Below are 21,444 nucleotides of genomic sequence, written 5' to 3'. Positions count from 1 at the left end.
GCTACGGACAGTTGGCACACTGCTCATGCAGAGAGGAAACGGCACACTGATTGCTTGGTTTCATATAAGAACAGCTTTTCGGTGCATGGCCGGCTGGACATCGGAGGACTTTTGTTCCCTCTTCGTTGAATTCAAAATCAGCAAGGATATCCGGAGCCGGTTTCTCCGTCAGACTTGTGGTAATCAGTTCTACGTTTTTATGAGCTGCAAGTTGTGTGTTTTCTGTTCCACTATATGCTCCATCCGTGACTATAACAGTCCGTTCTTCCTGGTTATCCATCTGCGCAAGGTGCTCCTGGATAAACTGACTGTCACTATGGTTGTTTTGCTCATACTGGTACTCTGTTACAACAGAACCATTGGCTCCAACGGATTCTTCAAGATTAGCAGCATATCCTCGATGCTCTTTTCCTGCTTTATTCCGGAATGTCGCTTCAGGGTCAGAAGGATTCTGCAGCATGGTTGATTTCATGCCGCCGTCTTCTTTCGTGCGGAGTCTTCGGTTTTCATTTTCAACAATGGTCTGTTCTGACAGGCATCTGACAAACAGATCATACTCTGTTGAATCATTGTAATCAGACTCACACAGAGCAAGAAGTTTATCCGCATCCGTTAAGAGTTGCTTCATGCGCTCATCTGCATCGGTACTGCGCTGACGATAAATCACTCTGTTAAAATCGTTAGGATCGATATAATGTTTTAAATCGTCAGACAGAACGGAACCATTGATTTTATTCACATACATCGCCAGCTTTACAATGCAGGTGTATATCAGTTCCATTCGGCTGAGCCTGCGGACGTTGGATTCGATCATCACGGAATCCATACGTCTGACTTTACCGCTGATTCCCATCAGTTTTGCAATGGAAGCACTTAAATCTTTCACACAATCATGGTAAAGATCCTTGTTGTGAAGTGTTTCATAATCATAGCGCCTCTTGCGGAAACGGCTTAAGGTCTTGTCACTCAAAGGCTGTTCTTCAAAACTTGTTGTGTGCAGTGCGTACTGAATTCGAAAATCCAGCATAAGATTTTCGACCATCTCGTCATCGGAATAATCAAAAAGCTCTTTGATAATGAGCGCACCAACAATCACGTTGACCGGAGTATTCGGTCTGGATGCCTTATCGCTGTATAAGGCAGAAAAACGCTTTTCATCAATGGCAGGAAATATTTCATCGGCAAAGACTTTTGCCCAGGATTTTTCCAATGCTTTTTGTTCTCTGGCAGTTAATCCAGAAAAACTATCTGTAAATGACATTTGCTGGTAAGTATTTTCTTTGAATGACATAGAGATTGCCTTCTTTCCTACTAAGATATCTCTATTATACAGCAAGTAAACCATTTAGGCTTGTATTTACTACAAAATATATGAACTTTTCAAGGTACTATAGAGGGGCTTTTGACCCCAACATCATAGTTTTAAAATAATATAAAGCAAACGGATAAAAATATTTTCTCCGTCATAAACTTCAAAAAGAGAGGGAAAAACTTATGATTTTTTATTTTACCGGAACTGGTAATTCGCTTTGGGCTGCAAAAGAAATTGGAAAAGAGCTGAATCAGCCTGTTGAGAATATTATAAAACAGAAAACAGAAAGCAATTTTTTCTGCAAAGACGATATAATCGGTTTTGTCTTTCCTACCTACATGAGCGATCTGCCATGGATTGTAAAAGAATTTTTATTGAAGTTAACGGTCAATCCTGACTGCTATACTTTTGTCGTCATGACTTCTAACAATGGAAAAAGCGGAAATTCTTTTGTCAGCCTAAGTCAGGCACTTTCCCGCAGCGGTGCAAACCTGTCGGCTGTCTTTGATCTGCAGATGCCAGGCAACTGTTTAATCAGCTCAGAGCAGGAAAATCTGGAACGACTGAAAAAAGCACCGGAACGGTTAAAATCTATCATATCTTTTATAAAAGAACGAAAAACAAACTTTACATCTGACGGAAGTCTGCCAAAAGAAGATTTTGTTACTGCATCGTATTTTTATGGAGGACATTCTTGTGCAGCCTGTTATGCCTGTCTTCACTGGTGTCCCAAGAATGCTACCCTGCTTAAAGTTCCATTTTTGAAACATCGTCCGCAGTATCATCATCCAGATGTAACGCTGGCGGAAATCAAAGAATAAGTCTGTAAACGGCGCCCCGGTCCTGCATTCAGATGATCTGCAGGGCCGGGGCGCTTTGCAATTTATGTGCGTGTAAGATGTTGGCTTTTTATTTTCGCTCCGTCTCGCATACGATGATATGTTTGCTCTTCTCATACCCGGGAACTTTCCGGTCCGTGATAAAAATCGGTTTTTCGAAGTCTGCGAAGGTGACGGAGCTGATGCTGTTAAATTTGCTTGCGTCGCAGAGGACGTAGCACTGGCGGCACTGTTCCATGGCGGTCTTTTTGGTGACGGCCTCGTTGACGTCCGGGGTTGTGCAGCCGCTTCTTCGGGTTACGCCATTTGTTCCGAAAAAGCCTTTGGTGAAATGATACTCCTGGATCGTGCGGATTGCCTGGTTTCCGACGACGGCTTCTGTGGAGCTTTTGAGCTCGCCGCCTACCAGAATGACCTTAAACCCACGTGATGCCAGCCGCTGTGCGTGGGCAACGGCGTTTGTCACGAAAACGGCGGAGGTTGCCCGGATGAAATCGATCATATGCGCCGTTGTCGTTCCCGCGTCGAGAAAGACGAAATCGTCCGGCTCGATGAGGGATGCCGCATATTCTGCGATTTTCCGTTTGGCATCGCAGTTCAGCTCATTTTTCTGTGCAACGGTGTACTCGTGTGCCGTCACCTTCTGGCCGGCTTCCACGGCGCCGCCGAATACCTTTTCCAGCTTGCCCTCCTTGTCGAGCGCTGTGATATCGCGGCGTACCGTGGACTCCGATGTATCGAGAAGATCCCGGACTTCCGTCACGGTGATGCTTCCCTTTTCTTTTAACAGTTTCAAAATTATCTCATGTCTCTGCTGTGTTAACATTTCTTTCCTGCCTTATATTCTGCCACGTTTGTTTCCAGAATGATCTTGCGGAGCGGAAGGATGCTTCCCGGAGAAACGGAAAGTTCATCTACGCCCATCGCAAGGAACTCTTTTGTCAGCTCCTGGTCAGCGCCGAGTTCGCCGCAGATACCGGCCCAGATGCCGGCTTTGTGTGCATTCTCCACAACCATCTGAATCATGCGCAGGATCGCCGGGTGATGCGGATCAAAGAACGGATCCAGCTTTGTGTTCTGGCGGTCGATCGCGAGGGTGTACTGACTGAGGTCGTTCGTTCCGATACTGAAGAAATCAACCTCTTTTGCCAGCTCATCGCTGATGATGGCAGCCGCCGGGGTCTCGATCATGATACCCTGCTCTGGATTTCCGTACTCAATGCCCTGCTCAGCGAGAGAAGCTTTTACTTCCTCCACAATCGCTTTGATCTGGCTAACCTCGCCGACACTTGTGATCATTGGATACATAATGGCAATTTTTCCATATGCGCTTGCGCGGAACAGCGCGCGAAGCTGTGTCTTGAAGATCTCCGGCCGCGTCAGGCAGATGCGGATCGCACGGCAGCCAAGTGCCGGATTCTCCTCTTTTTCCATCTCGAAATAATCGCACTGTTTATCGGCACCGATATCGAGGGTACGGATGATGACGCGTTTTCCCGCCATCGTCTCTGCTGCCTGTTTGTAGATACGGAACTGCTCCTCCTCTGTTGGATAGTGATCCTGCTCAAGATAGATAAACTCGCTTCGGAACAGGCCGATGCCGCCCGCGTCGTTCTGCATGACAGCCGCAAGGTCTTTGATGTTTCCAATATTAGCATACAGCAGAATTTTCTGTCCGTCCAGTGTAATATTTTCTTTTCCCTTTAAGGTGAGGAGCAGTTTTTTCTTTTCCTCCTCCTCGGTGCGACGCTTCTGCATGGCAGCAAGAGTCTCCTTGTCCGGATCAACATAGATGGTTCCATCGGATCCGTCCACGATGCCGAGCTTTCCGTCTACGCTCTCATCCAGCGGAAGCGGTGTTCCGACCAGTGCCGGAATCGCCATGGTTCTTGCAAGGATAGCGGTGTGGGAATTTAAAGAACCGTGTACGGTAACAAAAGAAAGAACTTTGTCCTTATCCATCTGTACCGTCTCAGACGGCGCAAGGTCATCTGCCACGATGATCGCCGGTTCGTCGTTTAAGGATGCGTCGGTGTCGTCTCCGTTTAAGATGGAGATCAGACGCTCGGAAATATCCTTTACGTCTGCCGCGCGCTCTCTCATGTAATCATCGTCCATGGCAGAAAACATCTGCGCAAAGTTGTCGCCTGTCGTTGCAACGGCATACTCAGCGTTGACGCCCTGGCTCTTGATAATATTCTCGACGGACTCGTTGTAGCCGTCGTCCTCCATCATCATCTGATGTACCTCGAAGATCGCTGCATTGGCCTCGCCAACCTCTTTGCATGCTTTTTCATACAGAACGCCAAGCTGTGCGATTCCTTTTGCCTTTGCTTCCTCAAACCGTGCCATCTCCGCATCCGGATTTTCTACTTTCACACGTTTTACCTGACGCTCATTCTTTTTGTATACGCGGATCTTTCCGATCGCAATGCCGGAAAATACGCTTTTTCCCTGATAAATCTGCATAAGTTTTCTCCACCTTTGTTCTCGATATCCGAATTTTCTGTCCAGACAGCCGGAGCGTGTTTAAAAAAGATTTCTTAGTTTCAGAAAGTTTTTCAAACACGCTCCTGCCGATTACTATATTGTAATTCTCCAGAGCCCCATCTCAATTCCGCTTACGCTCCATTTCGATGTGGCTTCTCGCCATATGGAATTCCAGAAAAAAGCACTCATTCATGCAAGCATGATTCGCACTTTTTTCTTCCATTCCGCATGGCTCTGTAGAATTACAAGTTCTCTTTCATGAAATTGCTGATTGCTTCGTATGCAGCATCTTCATCTGCTCCATCGAAGGTCAGGGTAACTTCTTCGCCCTGTTTTACAGCCAGTCCCATGATGCCGAAGATGGCTTTGCAGTTCATGGCTTTTCCGTCTTTTGCGATCTTGATATCACAGGAAAATTCTTTGACTGCTTTTACCAGCATTCCTGCCGGACGAGCGTGGATTCCTTCTGGATCTGTTACAACATACTTAAATTCTTTCATGATTTTTTCCTCCCATAGGATCTTTGATATTTTTATTTTACTTTGTTTTCTGCCTTTTTTCTACTCTTTTATGCAACTTTTTTCTTTAAAACTCCAAGCAGAACTGCGGATACCACTGTTCCGATGACAACTGCCACCAGATAAAGCAGCGCATTTCCCATAACCGGTACAACGAAGATGCCGCCGTGCGGTGCCATTAAGGTACAGCCAAATGCCATGGAGAGCGCACCTGCGAGGCCAGAGCCGATGATGCAGGCCGGAAGAACGTGGATCGGGTCTGCTGCTGCGAATGGAATCGCACCCTCGGTGATGAAGGCGAGTCCCATGATGAAGTTGGTCGGACCGGATTCTCTTTCTTCTTTTGTAAATTTATCTTTGAACAGCAGGGTTGCAAGTGCAATCGCACACGGAGGAACCATACCGCCGATCATAACGGATGCCATAATGTCGTAGTTTCCTGCTGCGATGGCTGCTGTTCCGAATACGTAAGCTGCTTTGTTGAACGGGCCGCCCATGTCGATGGCCATCATGCCGCCGAGGATCATGCCAAGGATCAGCTTGCTGGATCCGCCCATGGAAGCAAGACCATTGTTCAGTACCGTGTTGACGGTTCCCATGATCGGCTCTACAATGAAGAGCATCAGAAGTCCCATCGCAAGGATGCCGACTACCGGGTAAATCAGAACCGGCGCAATCTTTTCGAGTGCTTCCGGAAGTTTCTCACATGCTTTGCGGAGGCCAAGGATAATGTAGCCTGCTGCAAAACCGGCAACGAGTGCTCCAAGGAAACCGGAGGTTCCGCTCGATGCCATCATACCGCCGACAAAACCAAGGGCAAGTGCCGGCCGGTCGCCGATTGCCATGGCGATGTAGCCTGCAAGAACCGGGAGCATGAAGCCGAATGCCACGCCGCCGATCTGTTTGAACATCGCTGCAGCCGGGGTAATCGTACCGAAGTTTGATCTGGCTGCGGCATCAAGGGAGTTCATATCAACAAGAAGTCCGTCGATCAGGAATGCGATTGCGATCAGAATACCGCCGCCGACAACGAACGGAAGCATATGGGAAACACCATTCATCAGCTGGGTGTACAGCTGGTGGCCGATACCGCCGCTGTTCTTCTTCGTGCTTGCTGCGGCTGTCTGCGCATTGCCGCTCTTGTAAACCGGTGCGTTTCCGGACATCGCAAGCTCGATCAGCTCATCTGCTTTGCTGATACCGTCGGATACCTGGCGCTGAATGACTTTCTTTCCGTCGAAACGATCCATCGGAACCTGTGCGTCGGCTGCAACGATGATGCAGTCCGCATCGGCGATTTCCTGTGCAGTCAGCACGTTTTTCGCTCCGCCGGAGCCTCGTGTCTCGACTTTTACGAAGCATCCTTTTGCTTTCGCTGCTTTCTCGATTCCCTCGGCTGCCATGTAAGTGTGGGCAATACCGGTCGGGCAGGAAGTAACGGCGAGAATCTTCACCTGATTTTCTTTTGCTTCCACCGGCTCTGCAAGACGCTCATCTACGCTCTTTTTCTCTTCATCGGCGCGGTCGATAATGGCAAGGAACTCTTCCGGTGTCCTTGCGTTTCGAAGGCTCTTGGTGAACTCTTCATCCATCAGCATCATGGAAAGTTTACTTAAGACATCGAGGTGAACGTTGTCTTTCGTGTTCGGCGCTGCGATGAGGAACAGCAGGGTGACCGGCTCTCCATCGAGAGAATCAAAATCAACGCCGTTCGGGATAACCATGGCTGCAAGGCCCGGTTTGTTTACTGCATCACATTTTCCGTGCGGAATCGCAATTCCCTCTCCGATTCCTGTGGTGCTCTCTTCTTCTCTTGCGTAAACCTGTGCGCGGTACGCATCTTCGTCTGTGATCTTTCCGCTTTTGACCATCAGCGCTACGGCTGCGTCAAGCGTTTCCTGTTTGCTTTTCGGTGCGGCATCCAGCGCAATACTGCGGATGTCCAGCAAATCTGTGATTCTCATGAGACGTCCTCCCTTTTATTTTGTAATCTGTTCGTAGACAGATGCAATTTCCTCCCGGGTTGCAAGGTTTTCAGAAAAAGCACTTGCACTTCCCGCTGCGATTCCCATATGGAACGCATGGAGGTAATCTTCTTTTTCCATGTAGCCTGCCATGAATCCGGCTACCATCGAATCGCCTGCGCCGACGCCGTTGATGAGCTTTCCTTTCGGGGCCGGAGCTTCAAAGACCTCACCGGATGCGGCAACGAGAACGGCTCCTTCGCCTGCCATGGAAACCAGAACGTTCTGTGCGCCCTTTTCCTGCAGCTGTTTTGCATACGGAACAACTGACTCTCTTGTCTTTAATTCCACACTGAAAATCTCACCGAGCTCGTGATTGTTCGGTTTGATGAGGAACGGGTGGTACGGCAGAACCTTCATCAGCAGATCACGGGTCGCGTCTACGACGATGCGGACGCCCTTGCCGTCGAGCATTTCCATAATTTTCTGATAGGCATCATCTGCCATGGATGACGGGATGCTGCCTGCGAGGAAGAGAACGTCGCCCTCGCCGAGTGCGGAAAGCTGTTTCATCAGCTCTTCCACTTTTTTCTCCGGGATTTCGGGTCCCTGTCCGTTGATCTCAGTTCCGTCAATGCTCTTTAATTTGACGTTGATGCGGGAATATCCTTCTTCCAGCCAGATGCAGCCGTTTTTAATTCCCATCTGGTCGAGACGGCCGGCGATTTCTTTTCCGGTAAAGCCTGCCAAAAATCCGAGCGCTGTGCTCTCAATTCCAAGGTTTCCAAGTACGGTCGATACGTTGATTCCTTTTCCGCCCGGAAGCATCAGCTCGGAGCTTGTGCGGTTGGTAAGGCCGAGCTTGAAGTCTTCCACCGATACAATGTAGTCCAGAGACGGATTGAATGTCACTGTGTAAATCATATTTCCCTCCTGCTTTATTTTGATCGTGTTTGCTTTGATGAGCTTATTATATCGTCATATTCGCTCAAAATCAATCATTAATATTTCATGAATTTTACCTTCTCTTTTTGTCGCATTTGCATAAGTTTAGAGTTTTATGACGGATTCCCCCGTTTTATCGCCCTGTTTTGACCGAGTTTGACTGATCGTCATCTTTTCTTCCTTGTCACGCATCGATCACTTTATTCTCTCCATTTCGGTCATTTTTTATCAGACACTTTCTTTCTGTTCTCATTTTTGTACTTTACTTTTTCCGGATTTGGTACTAAAGTGAAAAGAAATCAAAAAAAGAATTTCCAGAAGAGGTGATTTTATTTGAAACGATACTATATTCTTCACTATTTTGATCCCGCCAATGTGGGCAGTTTTCTGCTTGTCTCACTGCTCGGCCTGATTCTGGTGCTTGCCCTTGTGCTTCTGATTGCAAAATTGCAGATTCAGCGGCAGCTAAAAGAGGAGACAGAGGAAAAAGCGAAAAAAATACGCCGGAAGAAACACCAGCGCAGGCAGTATCAGGTTGTGGAAAGCTTTTATGAGCTGGTTTTCTCCGGCACTTCGATTCTTCTCTTCCTCTCCCTCTATTACATTATCGATGAGCGTCTGCCGCAGATTTCGATGTACTGGGAGAAATATCAGGATGTAGTGCTTCTTGTCTTTATCGTGCTCTCCGTCTTTCTGACGAGCTGGCTCGATGTGGTTCTGGTAAAGCTCACGCACCTTGACCCGGAGCAGAAGGCGTCGGTGCGGCTGATTTCGGTCTTCTATATTGTACTGATTCTTCTGTACATCCGCTTTATCTACGAGGACACGAATTATGACGGGCTGATTCTCTATTTCCTGACGCTGACGGTCGGCCGCTTCCTGTATTTCGACTTTACGGTCAAGAGTTTTCTTGAAACGATGCGGGGCGTGTTGGAAAATCTACCGCTTCTTGTCATCATGAGCGCCTACTCCGGTTTCGTGTGCTGGTATGGGTTCCATGTCGGCTTTCTGCTGAAATCAAATGGTGTCATTTTGAGCACCTTTCTTGCCCATCTGTTTATGGACTGCTCGATCTTTCTGCTCCACAAAACAGGAATTTTAAAGCATGTGATACGAAAAATTTAAAACCGGCATTTTTTTACCAACCATATATCAAAAGCTCTGCAGATCAGAATTTTGCATTTTCTGTTCTGCAGAGCTTTTCTTATTTAACGTTCTTTTTTACATGCCAAACAGCAGTGCAAAGCCATGTACGACAAAAGCTGCCAGCCAGGCGATCACACACTGGGAAACGACAACACCGGCTGCCCATCTGCCGCCAAGCTCCCGCTTGATGGAAGCGACTGCCGCCACACACGGCGTATAGAGGAGGCAGAAAACCAGAAGGCTTAATGCGGAAACCGGTGTCAGGATTTCGGTCAGCTGCGCGGTCGTGCCGAACAGTACGGAAAGTGTCGAGACGACACTCTCCTTTGCCATAAATCCGGTTAGAAGGGCGGTCGATACTCTCCAGTCTCCAAATCCAAGCGGCCGAAAAACCGGGGCGAGACGGCCGGAGACAACGGCGAGAATGCTGTCCTTGGAGTCCTCCACGACATTGAGATGCGTTCCAAAGGTCTGTAAAAACCAGATCACAATCGTGGCAACAAAAATGACGGTGAATGCCCGTTGCAGGAAGTCTTTTGCCTTATCCCACAAAAGCTGTCCGACATTTTTTGCCCCCGGCATGCGGTAGTTTGGAAGCTCCATGACAAACGGAACGGCTTCCCCCTGGAATAAAGTTCCCTGCATCAGCATCGCCATCAGGACAGCCATGAAGATACCACCGAAATACAGAAGAACCATCACAAGGGCACTGTATTTCGGGAAGAATGCGGCGGTAAAGAACGCGTAAATCGGAAGTTTTGCCGAACAGCTCATAAACGGAGTTAATAGGATCGTCATTTTCCGGTCACGCTCGGAAGGCAGGGTGCGGCTCGCCATGACGCCCGGCACGGTACAGCCAAAACCGACCAGCATCGGCACGATACTGCGGCCGGAGAGGCCGATTTTCCGGAGCAGCTTATCCATCACAAATGCCACGCGCGCCATATAGCCGCTGTCTTCCAGAATGGACAGGAAGAAAAACAGGGTGACGATGATCGGAAGGAAGCTTAAGACACTTCCGACGCCGTTAAAAATACCGTCAATCACAAGGGAATGAAGCACCGGATTGACGCCCCATGCTGTCATGGCGCTGTCCACGAGCTCGGTCAGTTTTCCGATCAGAACCTCCAGCACACTCTGCAGCGATGCTCCGATCACATGGAAGGTCAGGAAAAAGACAGCCGCCATAATCCCGGCAAAACATGGCAGAGCCGTATATTTTCCGGTCAGCACACGGTCAATTTTTGTGCTCCGCACATGCTCGCGGCTCTCTTTTGGTTTTACCACGGTCTCACGGCAGACTTTTTCAATAAAATTAAAACGCATATCCGCAATCGCCGCCGCGCGGTCCAGGCCACGCTCCGTCTCCATCTGACAGACGATATGCTCGAGCATCTCTTTCTCGTTTTCATCGAGGGCCAGCTGCTCCAGGATCAGCGCATCGCCCTCTGCCAGCTTGCTCGCCGCAAACCGCACCGGAATATCCGCCCTTGCGGCGTGATCCTCGATCAGATGCATGATCGCATGCAACGCACGGTGGACGGCACCGCCGTGGTCATTCGCCTCACAGAAGTCCTTTCTGCCCGGTTTTTCCTGGTATTTGGCCACATGGACAGCATGGGCAACCAGTTCATCGATTCCCTCGTTTTTTGCAGCGGAAATCGGGATAACCGGGATGCCAAGTCTCTCTTCCATCTGGTTCACGAGCACAGAACCGCCGTTTTCGCGTACCTCATCCATCATGTTGAGGGCCAGTACCATCGGAACGTCGAGTTCCATCAGCTGCATCGTCAGATACAGGTTTCGTTCGATATTTGTCGCATCTACAATATTGATGATGCCGCGCGGATGCTCGTTCAGAACGAAATTCCGGGTGACGATCTCTTCGCTTGAATACGGCGACATCGAATAAATGCCGGGAAGATCGGTGACCAGCGTGTTTTTCTGGCCGCGGATTTCACCGTCCTTCCGGTCTACGGTCACGCCGGGGAAGTTTCCGACGTGCTGGTTGGATCCCGTTAATTGGTTGAACAGGGTGGTCTTGCCGCAGTTCTGGTTTCCGGCCAGCGCAAAGGACAACAGCTCTCCTTCCGGCAGCGGATGCTCCTCTGCCTTATTGTGGTACTTTCCGCCCTCTCCAAAGCCGGGATGCGGAATTGCTTTCGCATCCGGCTGCTCTTTTTCTTTTACAGCGTCCCGCATCTCATCAATGGCAATCCGTCCGGCATCGGCGAGGCGGAGTGTCAGTTCATAGCTGTGAATCCGCACTTCCACAGGGTCTCCCATCGGTGCATACTTTACCATCGTCACTTCCGCCCCCGGAATGATTCCCATATCTAGGAAGTGCTGCCGCAGCGCGCCCTCTCCTCCTACCGTGCGGACGGTCGCTGTTTTGCCGATCGGCAGTTCTTTCAGTGTCATATATTTCACTCCTTATTGATTCTCATTATCAATAGTAAGTATATGACACAATTCGACTGCGGTCAAGCAATTGCCATTATTTCTCTTTTTGTTTTTCTTCGAGCTTCTTCTGTACACTCGGAAACAGCTCCAGATCCGTGTGTGGGATTGCCTGGGCCGCTTTCATCATAGAGATGAAAGCGGCGACCTGGCCGAACTGGATGTAGACCATCTCGTCCAGAATGCGGTCAATATCGTCGATGCAGGTCCGATCCAGCAGGATTTTTTCTGCTCCCGCAAGCGACGTATTTCCGGCGCAGATCAGGCGGCTGCGGTCCATATCCGGGTACATGCCGATCGTGATGGCGGATTCCTTTGAAACGTGCTTTCCAAATGCACCAGCCGCGTAAAACCGGTCAATTTCTTCCATGGAAATGCCGGATTCACGCATCATGTACTCAACCATCGTGTAGGCCGCTGACTTTGTACGAAGGAATTCGGCGATATCACTCTGATAGAAGCACAGCCCTTCACTATATTCAACGCACCACTCTCCCGTCTCCGGGTCTTCCTTGATCTTTTCGGACCGCTCCGGCTGCAGGGTACCGAACAGGTTGATCCAGCCATTTAGGAATAATTCCGCGAGCAGATCGATAATGCCGGAACCGCAGATGCCCTTTGGCTTACCCTCTCCGATTACATGGCACTGGATTTTCCCGTCTTCTATTTTTACCGCATCAACAGCGCCTTCTGCAGCTCGCATGCCGGTTTTGACCACGCCGCCCTCGAGCGCCGGACCGGCAGCGCCTGCGCCGCAGAGCAGAAATTCCCGGTTTCCGACGACAAGCTCGCCGTTCGTTCCGATATCAAAAAAAACGCTGATCGTTTCTTTTTTATAGAGTTCCGTTGCGATCATACCGCTTAATATATCACCGCCCAGGTAATTGGATTTTCCCGGCACGCAGTAGACACATCCCTTCATGGGAAATCCCATCTCTTTCGCCGGAAGGAATCCGACGCGGTCTGCGCGCACGGCGTACGGGGATGAAAAGACGCAGAACGGATCCAGTCCCAGCAGGAAATGGATCATCGTTGTGTTGCCGGATACGACCATTGAGAGAACATCCGACGGCGCAATTCCTGTCTTTTGGCGAAGTTTTTCAAAGAGCAGTGTAAATGTCTCCATCGTACACGCACGGATGTCCTGCAGTACCTCCGGTTTATCCTTACAGGCAAAGATTCTCGTCAGAATATCGGTTCCATAGGCAGTCTGGCGGTTGTATTCGCTCTCCTCGGCAAGCACAGTACCGTCGCTGCAGTTTACCAGGCGCACAACGACGGTCGTACTTCCAAGATCAGCGGCATAGCCGTAATGCTCTGCTGCTGTATCGCCCGCTTCCAGATCAACCGCCTGCCAGATGCTTCCATTCCATGCGAGGCAAACCGTTATGTTATAGTCTGCCTCATCGCAGATGGGATACAGTTTCTGCAGCGCTGGAAGGGTAAATGATGCGGTGATTCCTTTCTCTTTTAATGCATCCAGTATCCGCATCTGGCTGGAGCGGGCGTCCTCCTCCGTCGGCGGGACCAACTCCAGATACTGTTTCTGTGTTATTCCTCTATTCATTCTTACTTCCTCATTTCCTGATCATTTTTCTGTTTCTTATTGTAGCACTTTTCTCTTTTCCAGAGAACTTATTTTTTTCACATTTTTACTACATTTCCATCACAGATTCCCATTATACTGCAAAGCATAGAAACAAAAAAGGAAGCAAACAAAACCGGAAGCCGATTCCGGAACACAGTTTAAAATACAGATACCAGAAAGGAAGTATTTATTATGATGGACTACAGAAACAACTACAATAACGAAAACGAAACCAATAATGAGAACATGATGGCAGCAGAGCAGAACAACTTCAACGGAAAAAAACCTTCTTCCAAAAATAAAAAAGCTGCTAAGCTTGCAAAGAAAATCGGAGCCATCGCCTTAAGCGCAGTTCTGTTCGGCGGTGTTGCCGGCGGTACCTTCCAGGCAGTCAACCACTTTGCCGGAAGCACGACAGCCACTGCAACAACAACCACTGCACAGCAGACGACTTCCAACAGCAGCCTCTTAAAAGCCGCTGCCACATCCTCAAGCTCCACTTCCACCGGAACGATGGATGTTTCCACGATTGCGAAAAACGCAATGCCGTCGATCGTCTCCATCACAAACCAGTCCGTACAGGAAGTACAGAACTACTTCAGCATGTTCGGTTACGGTGCCCAGACTCCGCAGACCGAGGAGACCACAAGCTGCGGTTCCGGTATCATCATCGGAAAGAATGACACCGAGCTTCTGATCGTCACCAATAACCATGTAGTAGAAGATGCCGATACTCTTTCTGTTAGTTTTGTAAACAATCAGGTCTGCAAGGCAAATATCAAAGGTACCGATGCCGATAACGATCTTGCCGTCATCGCCGTTCCGCTCTCCGAGATCCCGGATGACACGATGAGCAGCATCGCTGTTGCCACGATGGGCGATTCTGATTCCGTTGAGGTCGGCGAGCAGGTCGTTGCGATCGGCAACGCACTCGGCTACGGCCAGTCCGTTACGACCGGTATCATCAGTGCTGCAAACCGTGTGATCGACAGCGATTCCTCTTCTGACGGAAGCTCCGATGGAACAACGGCAGATACTTCTTCCACTGATACAACCGGAAAGACCTACTTACAGACCGATGCAGCCATCAACCCTGGCAACAGCGGCGGCGCTCTTCTGAACATGAACGGAGAGGTCATCGGTATCAACTCCGCAAAACTTGCTTCTACAGAGGTAGAGGGCATGGGCTATGCAATCCCGGTCTCCCGTGTTTCCGATATCATTGAAAATCTGATGAATGAGCAGACCAGAACAAAGGTTGCCGCAGAAGATCAGGGAACGATCGGCATCAAATGCCTCGATGTCAGCAGCCAGATCCAGCAGGCATACAATATGCCGGCCGGCATCTATATCTCCGAAGTAACCTCCGGCGGTGCCGCTGAAAATGCAGGTCTGAAATCCGGATACGTTCTGACCAGCTTTGACGGACATTCCATCACCTCCACCAGCGAGCTGAAATCCCTGCTGCAGTATTACTCTGCCGGCGAAACCGTTGAGGTGGAAGTACAGGTTCCAGACAACGGATCCTATGAGACAAAGACCTTCTCCCTGACCCTCGGAACGAGCACCAGCTCTTCAGATGATCAGCAGAGCGATTCCCAGCAGAATGCGGGTTCATCCCGCTCTGCAGAGGGTGGAAATACCCTGACCTCCGCTACTCCTTCGATCTGACTGCCCGCTCTCCCGTGAAAGAAATCCATAAATAAAAAACATCATAAGCATGAAAGAAAGGCCCCGAAACATAACTCCAATGTTTCGGGGCCTTTCTCCTATTCTCTTAATCCATTTCTTATTTTTCTGCTCCTGCAACTGCCTCGCGGGCTGCTTTCTCTTCCGGATCTTCATCCAGAATGGAGAATGCAATATTGGTTGCATGGTCCGCGACACGCTCGAGTCCGGATACAAGATCGGAGAAGATCATGCCGGCTTCCGGCGTACATTCGTTGCGGGTCAGACGCTCTACATGCTTCTGCTGCAGATCCCGCTCCTCCTGATCAATGGAATTTTCAATATCAATGATCTCCTGCAGGTGCTGCAGATCATTCTTTGCAAACATTTCGATCGACTCATCGAGAATTTTTAATACCATATCCAGCATCTCGGAAAGATCCAGTTCGCCCTGTTTGCTGAAGGTCACATTGTCATTCGTCATCTGCACAGCAGAATCTGCGACATTCTCGGCATGATCACCAATCCGCTCGATATCATTGACCACATGGAACAGCGCACCGATGCGCATAACGTCTGATGTCGGCAGCGATGCCTGATTTAAGTGAACCAGATAGTTCGTAATCTCTTTGTTCAGGAAATTAATATTTTCCTCGACACGGTAGACCTCGTCGATTTCTTTCTGATCGCGGGTCACCAGCGTATTCATCGCGCGAATCAGGTTGGTCTCTGCCATCTGTGCCATACGCTCCATCTCACGGACAGCCTGCAGAACTGCAGTCGTCGGGGACATCGCATGTTTCGAGCTGATGTAGGCAAGCTCGAACTTTTTGTCTTCCTCGTCATTTCCGCGGATGATAAAGTACGTTGCCTTCACCAGAAGCGGGGTAAACGGCAGCATCAGGAGTACCTGGCATACCTTGATGATCGAGTTTGCATTTGCGATCATACGGCCTGCTTCGTTTCCGGAAATACCCATAAAGAAGTCAACTACCTGTTTTCCAAACAGCAGGAAAATAATGGAGCAGACAATCGTTCCGGAGATGTTGAACAGCAGGTGGACACATGCCGCACGTTTTGCATCTTTTTTGCAGCCGAAGCTGGCAAGAATCGCAGACATAGTACATCCGATGTTGCATCCAAGCATCATAAACAGGCAGATCGGAAGTCCCATCAAGCCCTCTCTTGCAAGAAGCATGATGATTCCGACCGTTGCAGAGTTACTCTGCAGAATCGCGGTAGCCACCCAGCCGACTAAAAACGCAAGAAACGGATTGGTCAGGGAACCGAGGGCGTTGACGACTGCCGGGATCTCTTTTGCTTCGTTCAGGGCTCCTGAGATACCGGAGATACCCATAAACAGAATACCAAATCCCAAGATAACCTCGCCGAGACGGCTGATCGTCAGATTGTTCTTTACGAACATAACCATCAGAACACCGATGATGACAAACAGCGGCGCGATATCCGCAAGGTCAAACGCAATCAGCTGTCCGGTAACTGTCGTACCGATGTTTGCTCCGAGGATAATTCCAGGAGCCTGTGCCAGTTTCATCAGACCGGAGTTTACGAAGCTGACCACCATAACGGTTGTAGCGTTGGAGGACTGAATCAGCGCGGTAAAGAAAATACCGACCAGAAGACCGATCACACGGTTCTTCGTAAATACCTCCAGAATGCTTCTCATCTTGGATCCGGCAACCTTCTGCAGTCCTTCACTCATCAGCTTCATTCCATATAAGAAGAAGCCCAGACCGCCCATCAAAGACACTATTACACTCATATTCTTTTTTCTTCCTTGTCTTTTTCTGATGTCTTTTCAAAATCCCTGTCAAAGTATTTTCGTGTTTTGGTCTCAATATTTTACATTTACTTAACGCAGATTTTACAAGACACCTTTTTTATCATAAAAGAAATCATGACATTTGTCTATAGAAAAATTAAAAATTTCGACAAGAAATTTTCAGATTCTTTTCGTTTCTTTCTTGCATTCTACTTGATAATATTGTAACATTTAGGATGTTTCCATATTATGAGGCGACATTTCCGCCTACAAAATTCAAAAGGAGAGAAAACTATGGAAAAGTTTAGCAAGCTGATGGAAAACACATTCAAGCTGCGGGAAAATGGAACAACGGTCAAAACCGAGATCATCGCCGGTGTCACCACGTTCATGACGATGGCGTACATTCTTGCCGTCAACCCGAACATCCTTTCCTCCACCGGCATGGACCACGGCGCTGTCTTTACAGCAACGGCTCTGGCAGCCTTCCTTGGCACCCTGCTCATGGCACTTTTTGCCAATTATCCATTCGCTCTGGCACCTGGAATGGGCCTCAACGCCTATTTCGCCTACACCGTTGTTCTCGGATACGGATATAGCTGGCAGACAGCCCTGACCGCCGTTTTTGCAGAAGGTATCATCTTTATTGTACTTTCTCTGACCAACGTCCGTGAGGCGATCTTCAACTCCATTCCGGTCAGCCTGAAATCTGCAGTCAGCGTCGGCATCGGTCTGTTCATCGCATTCATCGGACTTCAGAATGCAAAAATTGTACTGCCGAACTCTTCAACCGTGGCAGGCCTCTATTCCCTGTCTTCCTACAATGCCAACCTGCAGTCTGCAGCCACATTAAACGGAACGGAGTATGTGGCAGGAACGTTTAACGATGTCGGAATCACCGTTCTGCTCGCAGTCATCGGTGTTATCCTCACCGCTGTTCTTGTCGTACGCAATGTAAAAGGAAACATCCTCTGGGGAATTCTTGCAACCTGGATCCTCGGCATGATCTGCCAGGCATGCGGTCTCTACGTTCCGAACCCGGCAAACGGCTTCTACAGCCTGTTCCCGGATTTTTCCAACGGACTTTCCATTCCAAGCCTTGCCCCGATTTTCGGAAAACTGGATTTCTCCATTCTGAAAACAGGCGAGTTCTTCGTGATCATGTTTGCATTCCTGTTTGTCGATATGTTTGATACCATCGGAACTCTGATCGGTGTATCTTCCAAGGCAAACATGCTCGACAAAAACGGAAAACTTCCGCGCATCAAGGGCGCGCTGATGGCAGATGCTGTTGCTACCTGCGCAGGTGCTGTTCTTGGTACTTCTACCACAACGACTTTCGTTGAGAGTGCTTCCGGCGTTTCCGAAGGCGGCCGTACCGGTCTTACCGCTGTTACCACTGCAATCCTCTTCGGCCTCGCTCTGTTCCTCTCCCCGATCTTCCTTGCCATCCCGTCCTTTGCAACGGCTCCGGCACTGATCGTGGTAGGCTTCTACATGCTGACCAACGTAGTCAACATTGATTTCAGCGATCTTTCCGAGGCGATTCCGTGCTACATCTGCATCGGAGCAATGCCATTCTTCTACAGCATTTCCGAAGGTATTGCCATGGGAGTTATCTCCTACGTTGCAATCCAGATCCTGAGCGGAAAAGCAAAAGAAAAAAAGATCAGCGTGATCATGTACATCCTGGCTGTTCTGTTTATCTTAAAATACCTTCTTCTGTAATGGCTTTTTAACGATACAGAACTGCATAAAAAGGCTCCTGTCCTACAGATTTTATTCTGTGAAACAGGAGCTCTTTTTATGCTCTGAATCAAAAATTTTTATTCCGCCAGGGTCCGGTAAAAGCAGGTGCGGTTTCCGGTGTGGCACGCTGCGCCGACCTGTTCTACTTTGGCAAGGATTGTATCGTTGTCGCAGTCGATCAGAAGCTGTTTTACATACTGCACATGGCCGGAGCTCAGTCCCTTCGTCCAGAGCTCATTGCGGCTTCTGCTCCAGTACGTCATTTTTCCAAGGCGCAGTGTCGTCTCAAACGCTTCTTCATTCACGTAGGCGAGCATCAACACTTCGTCATTTTCCGCATCCTGTACAACAACCGGAACCATGCCGTCGCTGTTTGTCTTAAAATCCGCCCAGGTAAAATCACATTTTAATGCTTGTTTCATCTCTTGTTCTCCTCTTTTTCTGCTCTTACAGGCTGCCCTTGGTCGAGAGCACGCCGGCAATTCTCGGATCGAAGGAAGTTGCCTCATCGAGTGCCTTCGCAAATGCTTTGAACATCGCCTCGATGATGTGGTGGTTATTTCCGCCGTCAAGCACTTTGATATGCAGATTCATCTGCGCCGCATAGGAAACGGCGTAGAAGAATTCTTTTACCATCTCGGTCTCCATCTCTCCTACTTTCTCCCGTGTAAATTCTGCCTGGAAAGAGAGATACGGTCTGCCGCAGAGGTCAATGGCCGAGAGCACCAGTGTCTCGTCCATCGGAAGGATTCTGTCGCCGTAGCGGCGGATGCCCTGTTTGTCGCCGACTGCCTCGCGGATTGCAGTTCCGAGCACGATACCGGTGTCCTCGATCGTGTGGTGGCCGTCTACATCAAGGTCTCCGTCTACAGAAACGGAAAGGTCGAAAAGACCGTGGCGGGCAAAGCCGTCGAGCATATGGTCAAAAAAGCCGATGCCGGTGTGGATGTCGCTCTTTCCCGTTCCATCCAGATTTAATGTCATGCGGATCTTTGTTTCTTTTGTCACGCGTTCTACGCTGGCTGTTCTGTTCTCCACTTACTCTTCCCCCTCAAAACGGACGGCAATCGAATTGGCGTGTGCCGTCAAGCTCTCTGATTTTGCAAAGCTCTCAATATCCTCGTGGATCTCGGAAAGGGCTTCTCTGGAATAATAGATGATGCTGGATTTCTTCACGAAATCGTCTACGGACAGCGGGGAGAAGAATTTTGCAGTTCCGTTCGTCGGCAGGATATGGTTCGGGCCGGCAAAATAGTCACCAAGAGGCTCGCTGGAGTTCTCGCCGAGGAAAATAGCACCGGCGTTATGTACCTTCATCATATCCTCAAACGGGTTCTTCGTCACGATCTCGAGGTGCTCCGGTGCGATGGCATCTACGGTGTCAATCGCTTCCTGATGCGAATCGGTGACAAGGATGTAGCCGAAGTTGTCCAGTGATTTGGAGATGATGTCGCTTCTGGAGAGGACTTTTAAGAAACCGTCTACCTCTTCACTTACCTTCTCTGCCAGTTCCTGGGAGGTGGTAATGAGGATCGCACTTGCAAGCTCATCATGCTCAGCCTGGCTTAAGAGATCGGCTGCCACGAACCGCGGATTTGCAGTCTCATCAGCAAGGACAAGAATCTCACTTGGGCCTGCGATGGAGTCGATGCTGACATTTCCGTATACGGCTTTCTTTGCAAGGGCAACGTAGATGTTTCCAGGTCCTACGATTTTATCGACTTTCGGAATGCTCTCGGTTCCGTAAGCAAGGGCTGCAATTGCCTGTGCACCGCCGATTTTAAAGACGCGGTCCGCACCGGCTTCTTTTGCTGCCGCAAGGACAACCGGGTTGACTTTTCCGTCTCTGCCGCACGGCGTTGTCATGCAGATTTCTTTGACTCCTGCCACTTTTGCCGGAAGAATGTTCATCAGAACGGAGGACGGATACGCTGCCTTTCCTCCCGGAACGTATACGCCGACACGGTTCAGGGCGGTCAGCTTCTGGCCAAGCATCGTTCCGTTCTCGGTGGAGGTGAACCAGCTGTTCTGTTTCTGTTTTTCGTGGAATTCACGGATATTTTTCATGGATCTGCGGATAACACCGATCAGCTCTGGATCTACGATGTTGTACGCCTCATCAATCTCTTCCTGTGTTACTTCTACGGTAGAAGCATCGAGTACCGCGTGGTCGAATTTCTCGGTATATTCGAAAACGGCTGCGTCTTTTCTTGTTTTTACATTCTCAATGATCTCCCGCACGGAAGCCTCGTACGTTCCGTACTGTGTCGGGCTTCGTTTCAGCATATTCTCCAGAATATTTTCTGTGGTCTCTTTTGTCAGTTTTACGATTCTCATACCAGTGCTCCTTTCAGATCCTGAATTAATTTGGTAATTCTCTCATTTTCCATCCGCATGCTCACCTGGTTGACAACCATGCGCGCAGACAGCGGGCAGACCTCCTCGAGAACGGTCAGGCCGTTTTCCCGTAAAGTGCTTCCTGTCTCTACAATATCCACAATCACTTCGGAAAGTCCGACAATCGGTGCCAGCTCGATCGAGCCGTTCAGCTTGATCATCTCAACGGTCTGGTGCTTGCGGTTGTAGAAGTAATCCTTGGCAATGTTTGGGTACTTCGTTGCCACACGGATCTGCTGGTTGTGCTGCAGCAGCTCACGCGCGGATTCCGGTCCGCAGACACACATGCGGCACTTGCCGTAGCCAAGGTCCAATACCTCGTAGAGGCGTCTTCCTTCCTCCAGAATCGTGTCCTTTCCGACGATTCCGATATCCGCTGCGCCGTACTCCACATAGGTCGGCACATCCGGACCTTTGGCGAGGAAGAAACGGAGCTTATGCTCTTCGTCCGTGAAAATCAGCTTTCTCGTATCTTTATTTTTCATTTCATCGCAGGTGATGCCGACTTTTTCCAGCAGCTCCAGCGTCTGGTACGCCAGGCGTCCTTTTGTCAGTGCAATGGTCAAATATCTCATCTTTTTCGTA

General features: G+C 49.3%; 16 protein-coding genes and 1 pseudogene. 4 read left to right on the top strand and 13 right to left on the bottom strand.

Annotation, left to right across the window (positions count from 1 at the left end):
- Window position 1: 1 nt before the first annotated feature.
- Entirely contained in the window at window positions 2-1,291 is a 1,290-nt protein-coding gene (locus DXD92_RS08650) for a transposase (RefSeq protein WP_243037963.1), read from the bottom strand.
- 203 nt (window positions 1,292-1,494) lie between these two features.
- Between DXD92_RS08650 and DXD92_RS08645 the strand changes: the two genes are divergently transcribed.
- Window positions 1,495-2,133, top strand: a complete 639-nt coding sequence (locus DXD92_RS08645; protein WP_118594765.1) for an EFR1 family ferrodoxin — start codon at window positions 1,495-1,497, stop codon at window positions 2,131-2,133.
- Between the two features lie 88 nt (window positions 2,134-2,221).
- Here the strand turns inward: DXD92_RS08645 and DXD92_RS08640 are convergent, their stop codons facing one another.
- The 5 genes from DXD92_RS08640 to pfkB form a co-directional block, all read right to left on the bottom strand.
- The gene (locus DXD92_RS08640; RefSeq protein ID WP_118594764.1) at window positions 2,222-2,977 is read right to left on the bottom strand and encodes a DeoR/GlpR family DNA-binding transcription regulator; all 756 of its coding nucleotides are present in this window, start codon (window positions 2,975-2,977) and stop codon (window positions 2,222-2,224) included.
- Complete coding sequence (gene ptsP / locus DXD92_RS08635) at window positions 2,971-4,620, bottom strand: phosphoenolpyruvate--protein phosphotransferase (protein ID WP_118594763.1); 1,650 nt, start codon at window positions 4,618-4,620, stop codon at window positions 2,971-2,973. The genes DXD92_RS08640 and ptsP overlap by 7 nt, the downstream gene beginning before the upstream one ends.
- Window positions 4,621-4,883: 263 nt before the next feature.
- On the bottom strand, window positions 4,884-5,141 hold the full coding sequence (locus DXD92_RS08630) for an HPr family phosphocarrier protein (RefSeq protein WP_022463097.1): 258 nt from the start codon (window positions 5,139-5,141) through the stop codon (window positions 4,884-4,886).
- A 68-nt stretch (window positions 5,142-5,209) separates the two neighbouring features.
- On the bottom strand, window positions 5,210-7,123 hold the full coding sequence (locus DXD92_RS08625) for a PTS fructose transporter subunit IIABC (RefSeq protein ID WP_055226349.1): 1,914 nt from the start codon (window positions 7,121-7,123) through the stop codon (window positions 5,210-5,212).
- A gap of 15 nt (window positions 7,124-7,138) precedes the next feature.
- Window positions 7,139-8,047, bottom strand: a complete 909-nt coding sequence (gene pfkB / locus DXD92_RS08620) for a 1-phosphofructokinase (protein ID WP_117804080.1) — start codon at window positions 8,045-8,047, stop codon at window positions 7,139-7,141.
- A gap of 354 nt (window positions 8,048-8,401) precedes the next feature.
- Here pfkB and DXD92_RS08615 point away from each other — a divergent pair, with 354 nt between their 5' ends.
- Window positions 8,402-9,193, top strand: coding sequence for a hypothetical protein (locus DXD92_RS08615; RefSeq protein WP_022463094.1), 792 nt, complete (start codon window positions 8,402-8,404; stop codon window positions 9,191-9,193).
- Window positions 9,194-9,289: 96 nt separating this feature from the next.
- On the opposite strand, the gene feoB is transcribed toward DXD92_RS08615, so the two are convergent.
- Window positions 9,290-11,635, bottom strand: a complete 2,346-nt coding sequence (feoB, locus tag DXD92_RS08610; protein WP_055265179.1) for a ferrous iron transport protein B — start codon at window positions 11,633-11,635, stop codon at window positions 9,290-9,292.
- Window positions 11,636-11,711: 76 nt separating this feature from the next.
- A complete protein-coding gene (locus DXD92_RS08605) occupies window positions 11,712-13,241 on the bottom strand; it encodes an ASKHA domain-containing protein (protein ID WP_118640396.1) in 1,530 nt (509 codons plus the stop codon).
- Between the two features lie 213 nt (window positions 13,242-13,454).
- On the opposite strand from DXD92_RS08605, the gene DXD92_RS08600 reads away from it, so the two are divergent.
- Window positions 13,455-14,933 carry a S1C family serine protease gene (locus DXD92_RS08600; RefSeq protein ID WP_118640395.1) on the top strand — a complete coding sequence of 493 codons (1,479 nt, stop codon included), beginning with the start codon at window positions 13,455-13,457 and terminating at the stop codon, window positions 14,931-14,933.
- Window positions 14,934-15,051: 118 nt separating this feature from the next.
- On the opposite strand, the gene DXD92_RS08595 is transcribed toward DXD92_RS08600, so the two are convergent.
- Window positions 15,052-16,713 (bottom strand): Na/Pi cotransporter family protein, encoded by a 1,662-nt coding sequence (locus DXD92_RS08595; protein WP_055265183.1) that lies wholly within the window; start codon window positions 16,711-16,713, stop codon window positions 15,052-15,054.
- 312 nt (window positions 16,714-17,025) lie between these two features.
- Between DXD92_RS08595 and DXD92_RS08590 the strand changes: the two genes are divergently transcribed.
- Window positions 17,026-18,441 carry an NCS2 family permease gene (locus DXD92_RS08590; RefSeq protein WP_118640438.1) on the top strand — a complete coding sequence of 472 codons (1,416 nt, stop codon included), beginning with the start codon at window positions 17,026-17,028 and terminating at the stop codon, window positions 18,439-18,441.
- A gap of 101 nt (window positions 18,442-18,542) precedes the next feature.
- On the opposite strand, the pseudogene hisI reads toward DXD92_RS08590, so the two are convergent.
- The 4 genes and pseudogenes from hisI to hisG all read right to left on the bottom strand — a co-directional run.
- Window positions 18,543-18,854: pseudogene (gene hisI, locus DXD92_RS08585) on the bottom strand (phosphoribosyl-AMP cyclohydrolase); the annotation flags it as partial.
- A 55-nt stretch (window positions 18,855-18,909) separates the two neighbouring features.
- Window positions 18,910-19,446, bottom strand: a complete 537-nt coding sequence (gene hisB / locus DXD92_RS08580) for an imidazoleglycerol-phosphate dehydratase HisB (protein WP_243033775.1) — start codon at window positions 19,444-19,446, stop codon at window positions 18,910-18,912.
- 54 nt (window positions 19,447-19,500) lie between these two features.
- On the bottom strand, window positions 19,501-20,799 hold the full coding sequence (gene hisD / locus DXD92_RS08575) for a histidinol dehydrogenase (protein ID WP_118640392.1): 1,299 nt from the start codon (window positions 20,797-20,799) through the stop codon (window positions 19,501-19,503).
- Entirely contained in the window at window positions 20,796-21,434 is a 639-nt protein-coding gene (hisG, locus tag DXD92_RS08570; RefSeq protein WP_022461875.1) for an ATP phosphoribosyltransferase, read from the bottom strand. The genes hisD and hisG overlap by 4 nt, the downstream gene beginning before the upstream one ends.
- Window positions 21,435-21,444 lie beyond the last annotated feature (10 nt).

It is taken from the genome of Blautia sp. TM10-2, assembly GCF_003480845.1.
Taxonomy (GTDB): Bacteria; Bacillota; Clostridia; order Lachnospirales; family Lachnospiraceae; genus Fusicatenibacter; species Fusicatenibacter saccharivorans.
This window is presented reverse-complemented; position numbering and strand designations above follow the sequence as displayed.

What these genes read in the sequence shown, in the direction of transcription:
- DXD92_RS08650 (WP_243037963.1), bottom strand. Translation starts at nt 1,291, where the DNA reads ATGTCATTCAAAGAAAATACTTACCAGCAAATGTCATTTACAGATAGT.
- DXD92_RS08645 (WP_118594765.1), top strand. Translation starts at nt 1,495, where the DNA reads ATGATTTTTTATTTTACCGGAACTGGTAATTCGCTTTGGGCTGCAAAA.
- DXD92_RS08640 (WP_118594764.1), bottom strand. Translation starts at nt 2,977, where the DNA reads ATGTTAACACAGCAGAGACATGAGATAATTTTGAAACTGTTAAAAGAA.
- ptsP (WP_118594763.1), bottom strand. Translation starts at nt 4,620, where the DNA reads ATGCAGATTTATCAGGGAAAAAGCGTATTTTCCGGCATTGCGATCGGA.
- DXD92_RS08630 (WP_022463097.1), bottom strand. Translation starts at nt 5,141, where the DNA reads ATGAAAGAATTTAAGTATGTTGTAACAGATCCAGAAGGAATCCACGCT.
- DXD92_RS08625 (WP_055226349.1), bottom strand. Translation starts at nt 7,123, where the DNA reads ATGAGAATCACAGATTTGCTGGACATCCGCAGTATTGCGCTGGATGCC.
- pfkB (WP_117804080.1), bottom strand. Translation starts at nt 8,047, where the DNA reads ATGATTTACACAGTGACATTCAATCCGTCTCTGGACTACATTGTATCG.
- feoB (WP_055265179.1), bottom strand. Translation starts at nt 11,635, where the DNA reads ATGACACTGAAAGAACTGCCGATCGGCAAAACAGCGACCGTCCGCACG.
- DXD92_RS08605 (WP_118640396.1), bottom strand. Translation starts at nt 13,241, where the DNA reads ATGAATAGAGGAATAACACAGAAACAGTATCTGGAGTTGGTCCCGCCG.
- DXD92_RS08600 (WP_118640395.1), top strand. Translation starts at nt 13,455, where the DNA reads ATGATGGACTACAGAAACAACTACAATAACGAAAACGAAACCAATAAT.
- DXD92_RS08595 (WP_055265183.1), bottom strand. Translation starts at nt 16,713, where the DNA reads ATGAGTGTAATAGTGTCTTTGATGGGCGGTCTGGGCTTCTTCTTATAT.
- hisB (WP_243033775.1), bottom strand. Translation starts at nt 19,446, where the DNA reads ATGACATTAAATCTGGATGGAACGGGAAAGAGCGACATCCACACCGGC.
- hisD (WP_118640392.1), bottom strand. Translation starts at nt 20,799, where the DNA reads ATGAGAATCGTAAAACTGACAAAAGAGACCACAGAAAATATTCTGGAG.
- hisG (WP_022461875.1), bottom strand. Translation starts at nt 21,434, where the DNA reads ATGAGATATTTGACCATTGCACTGACAAAAGGACGCCTGGCGTACCAG.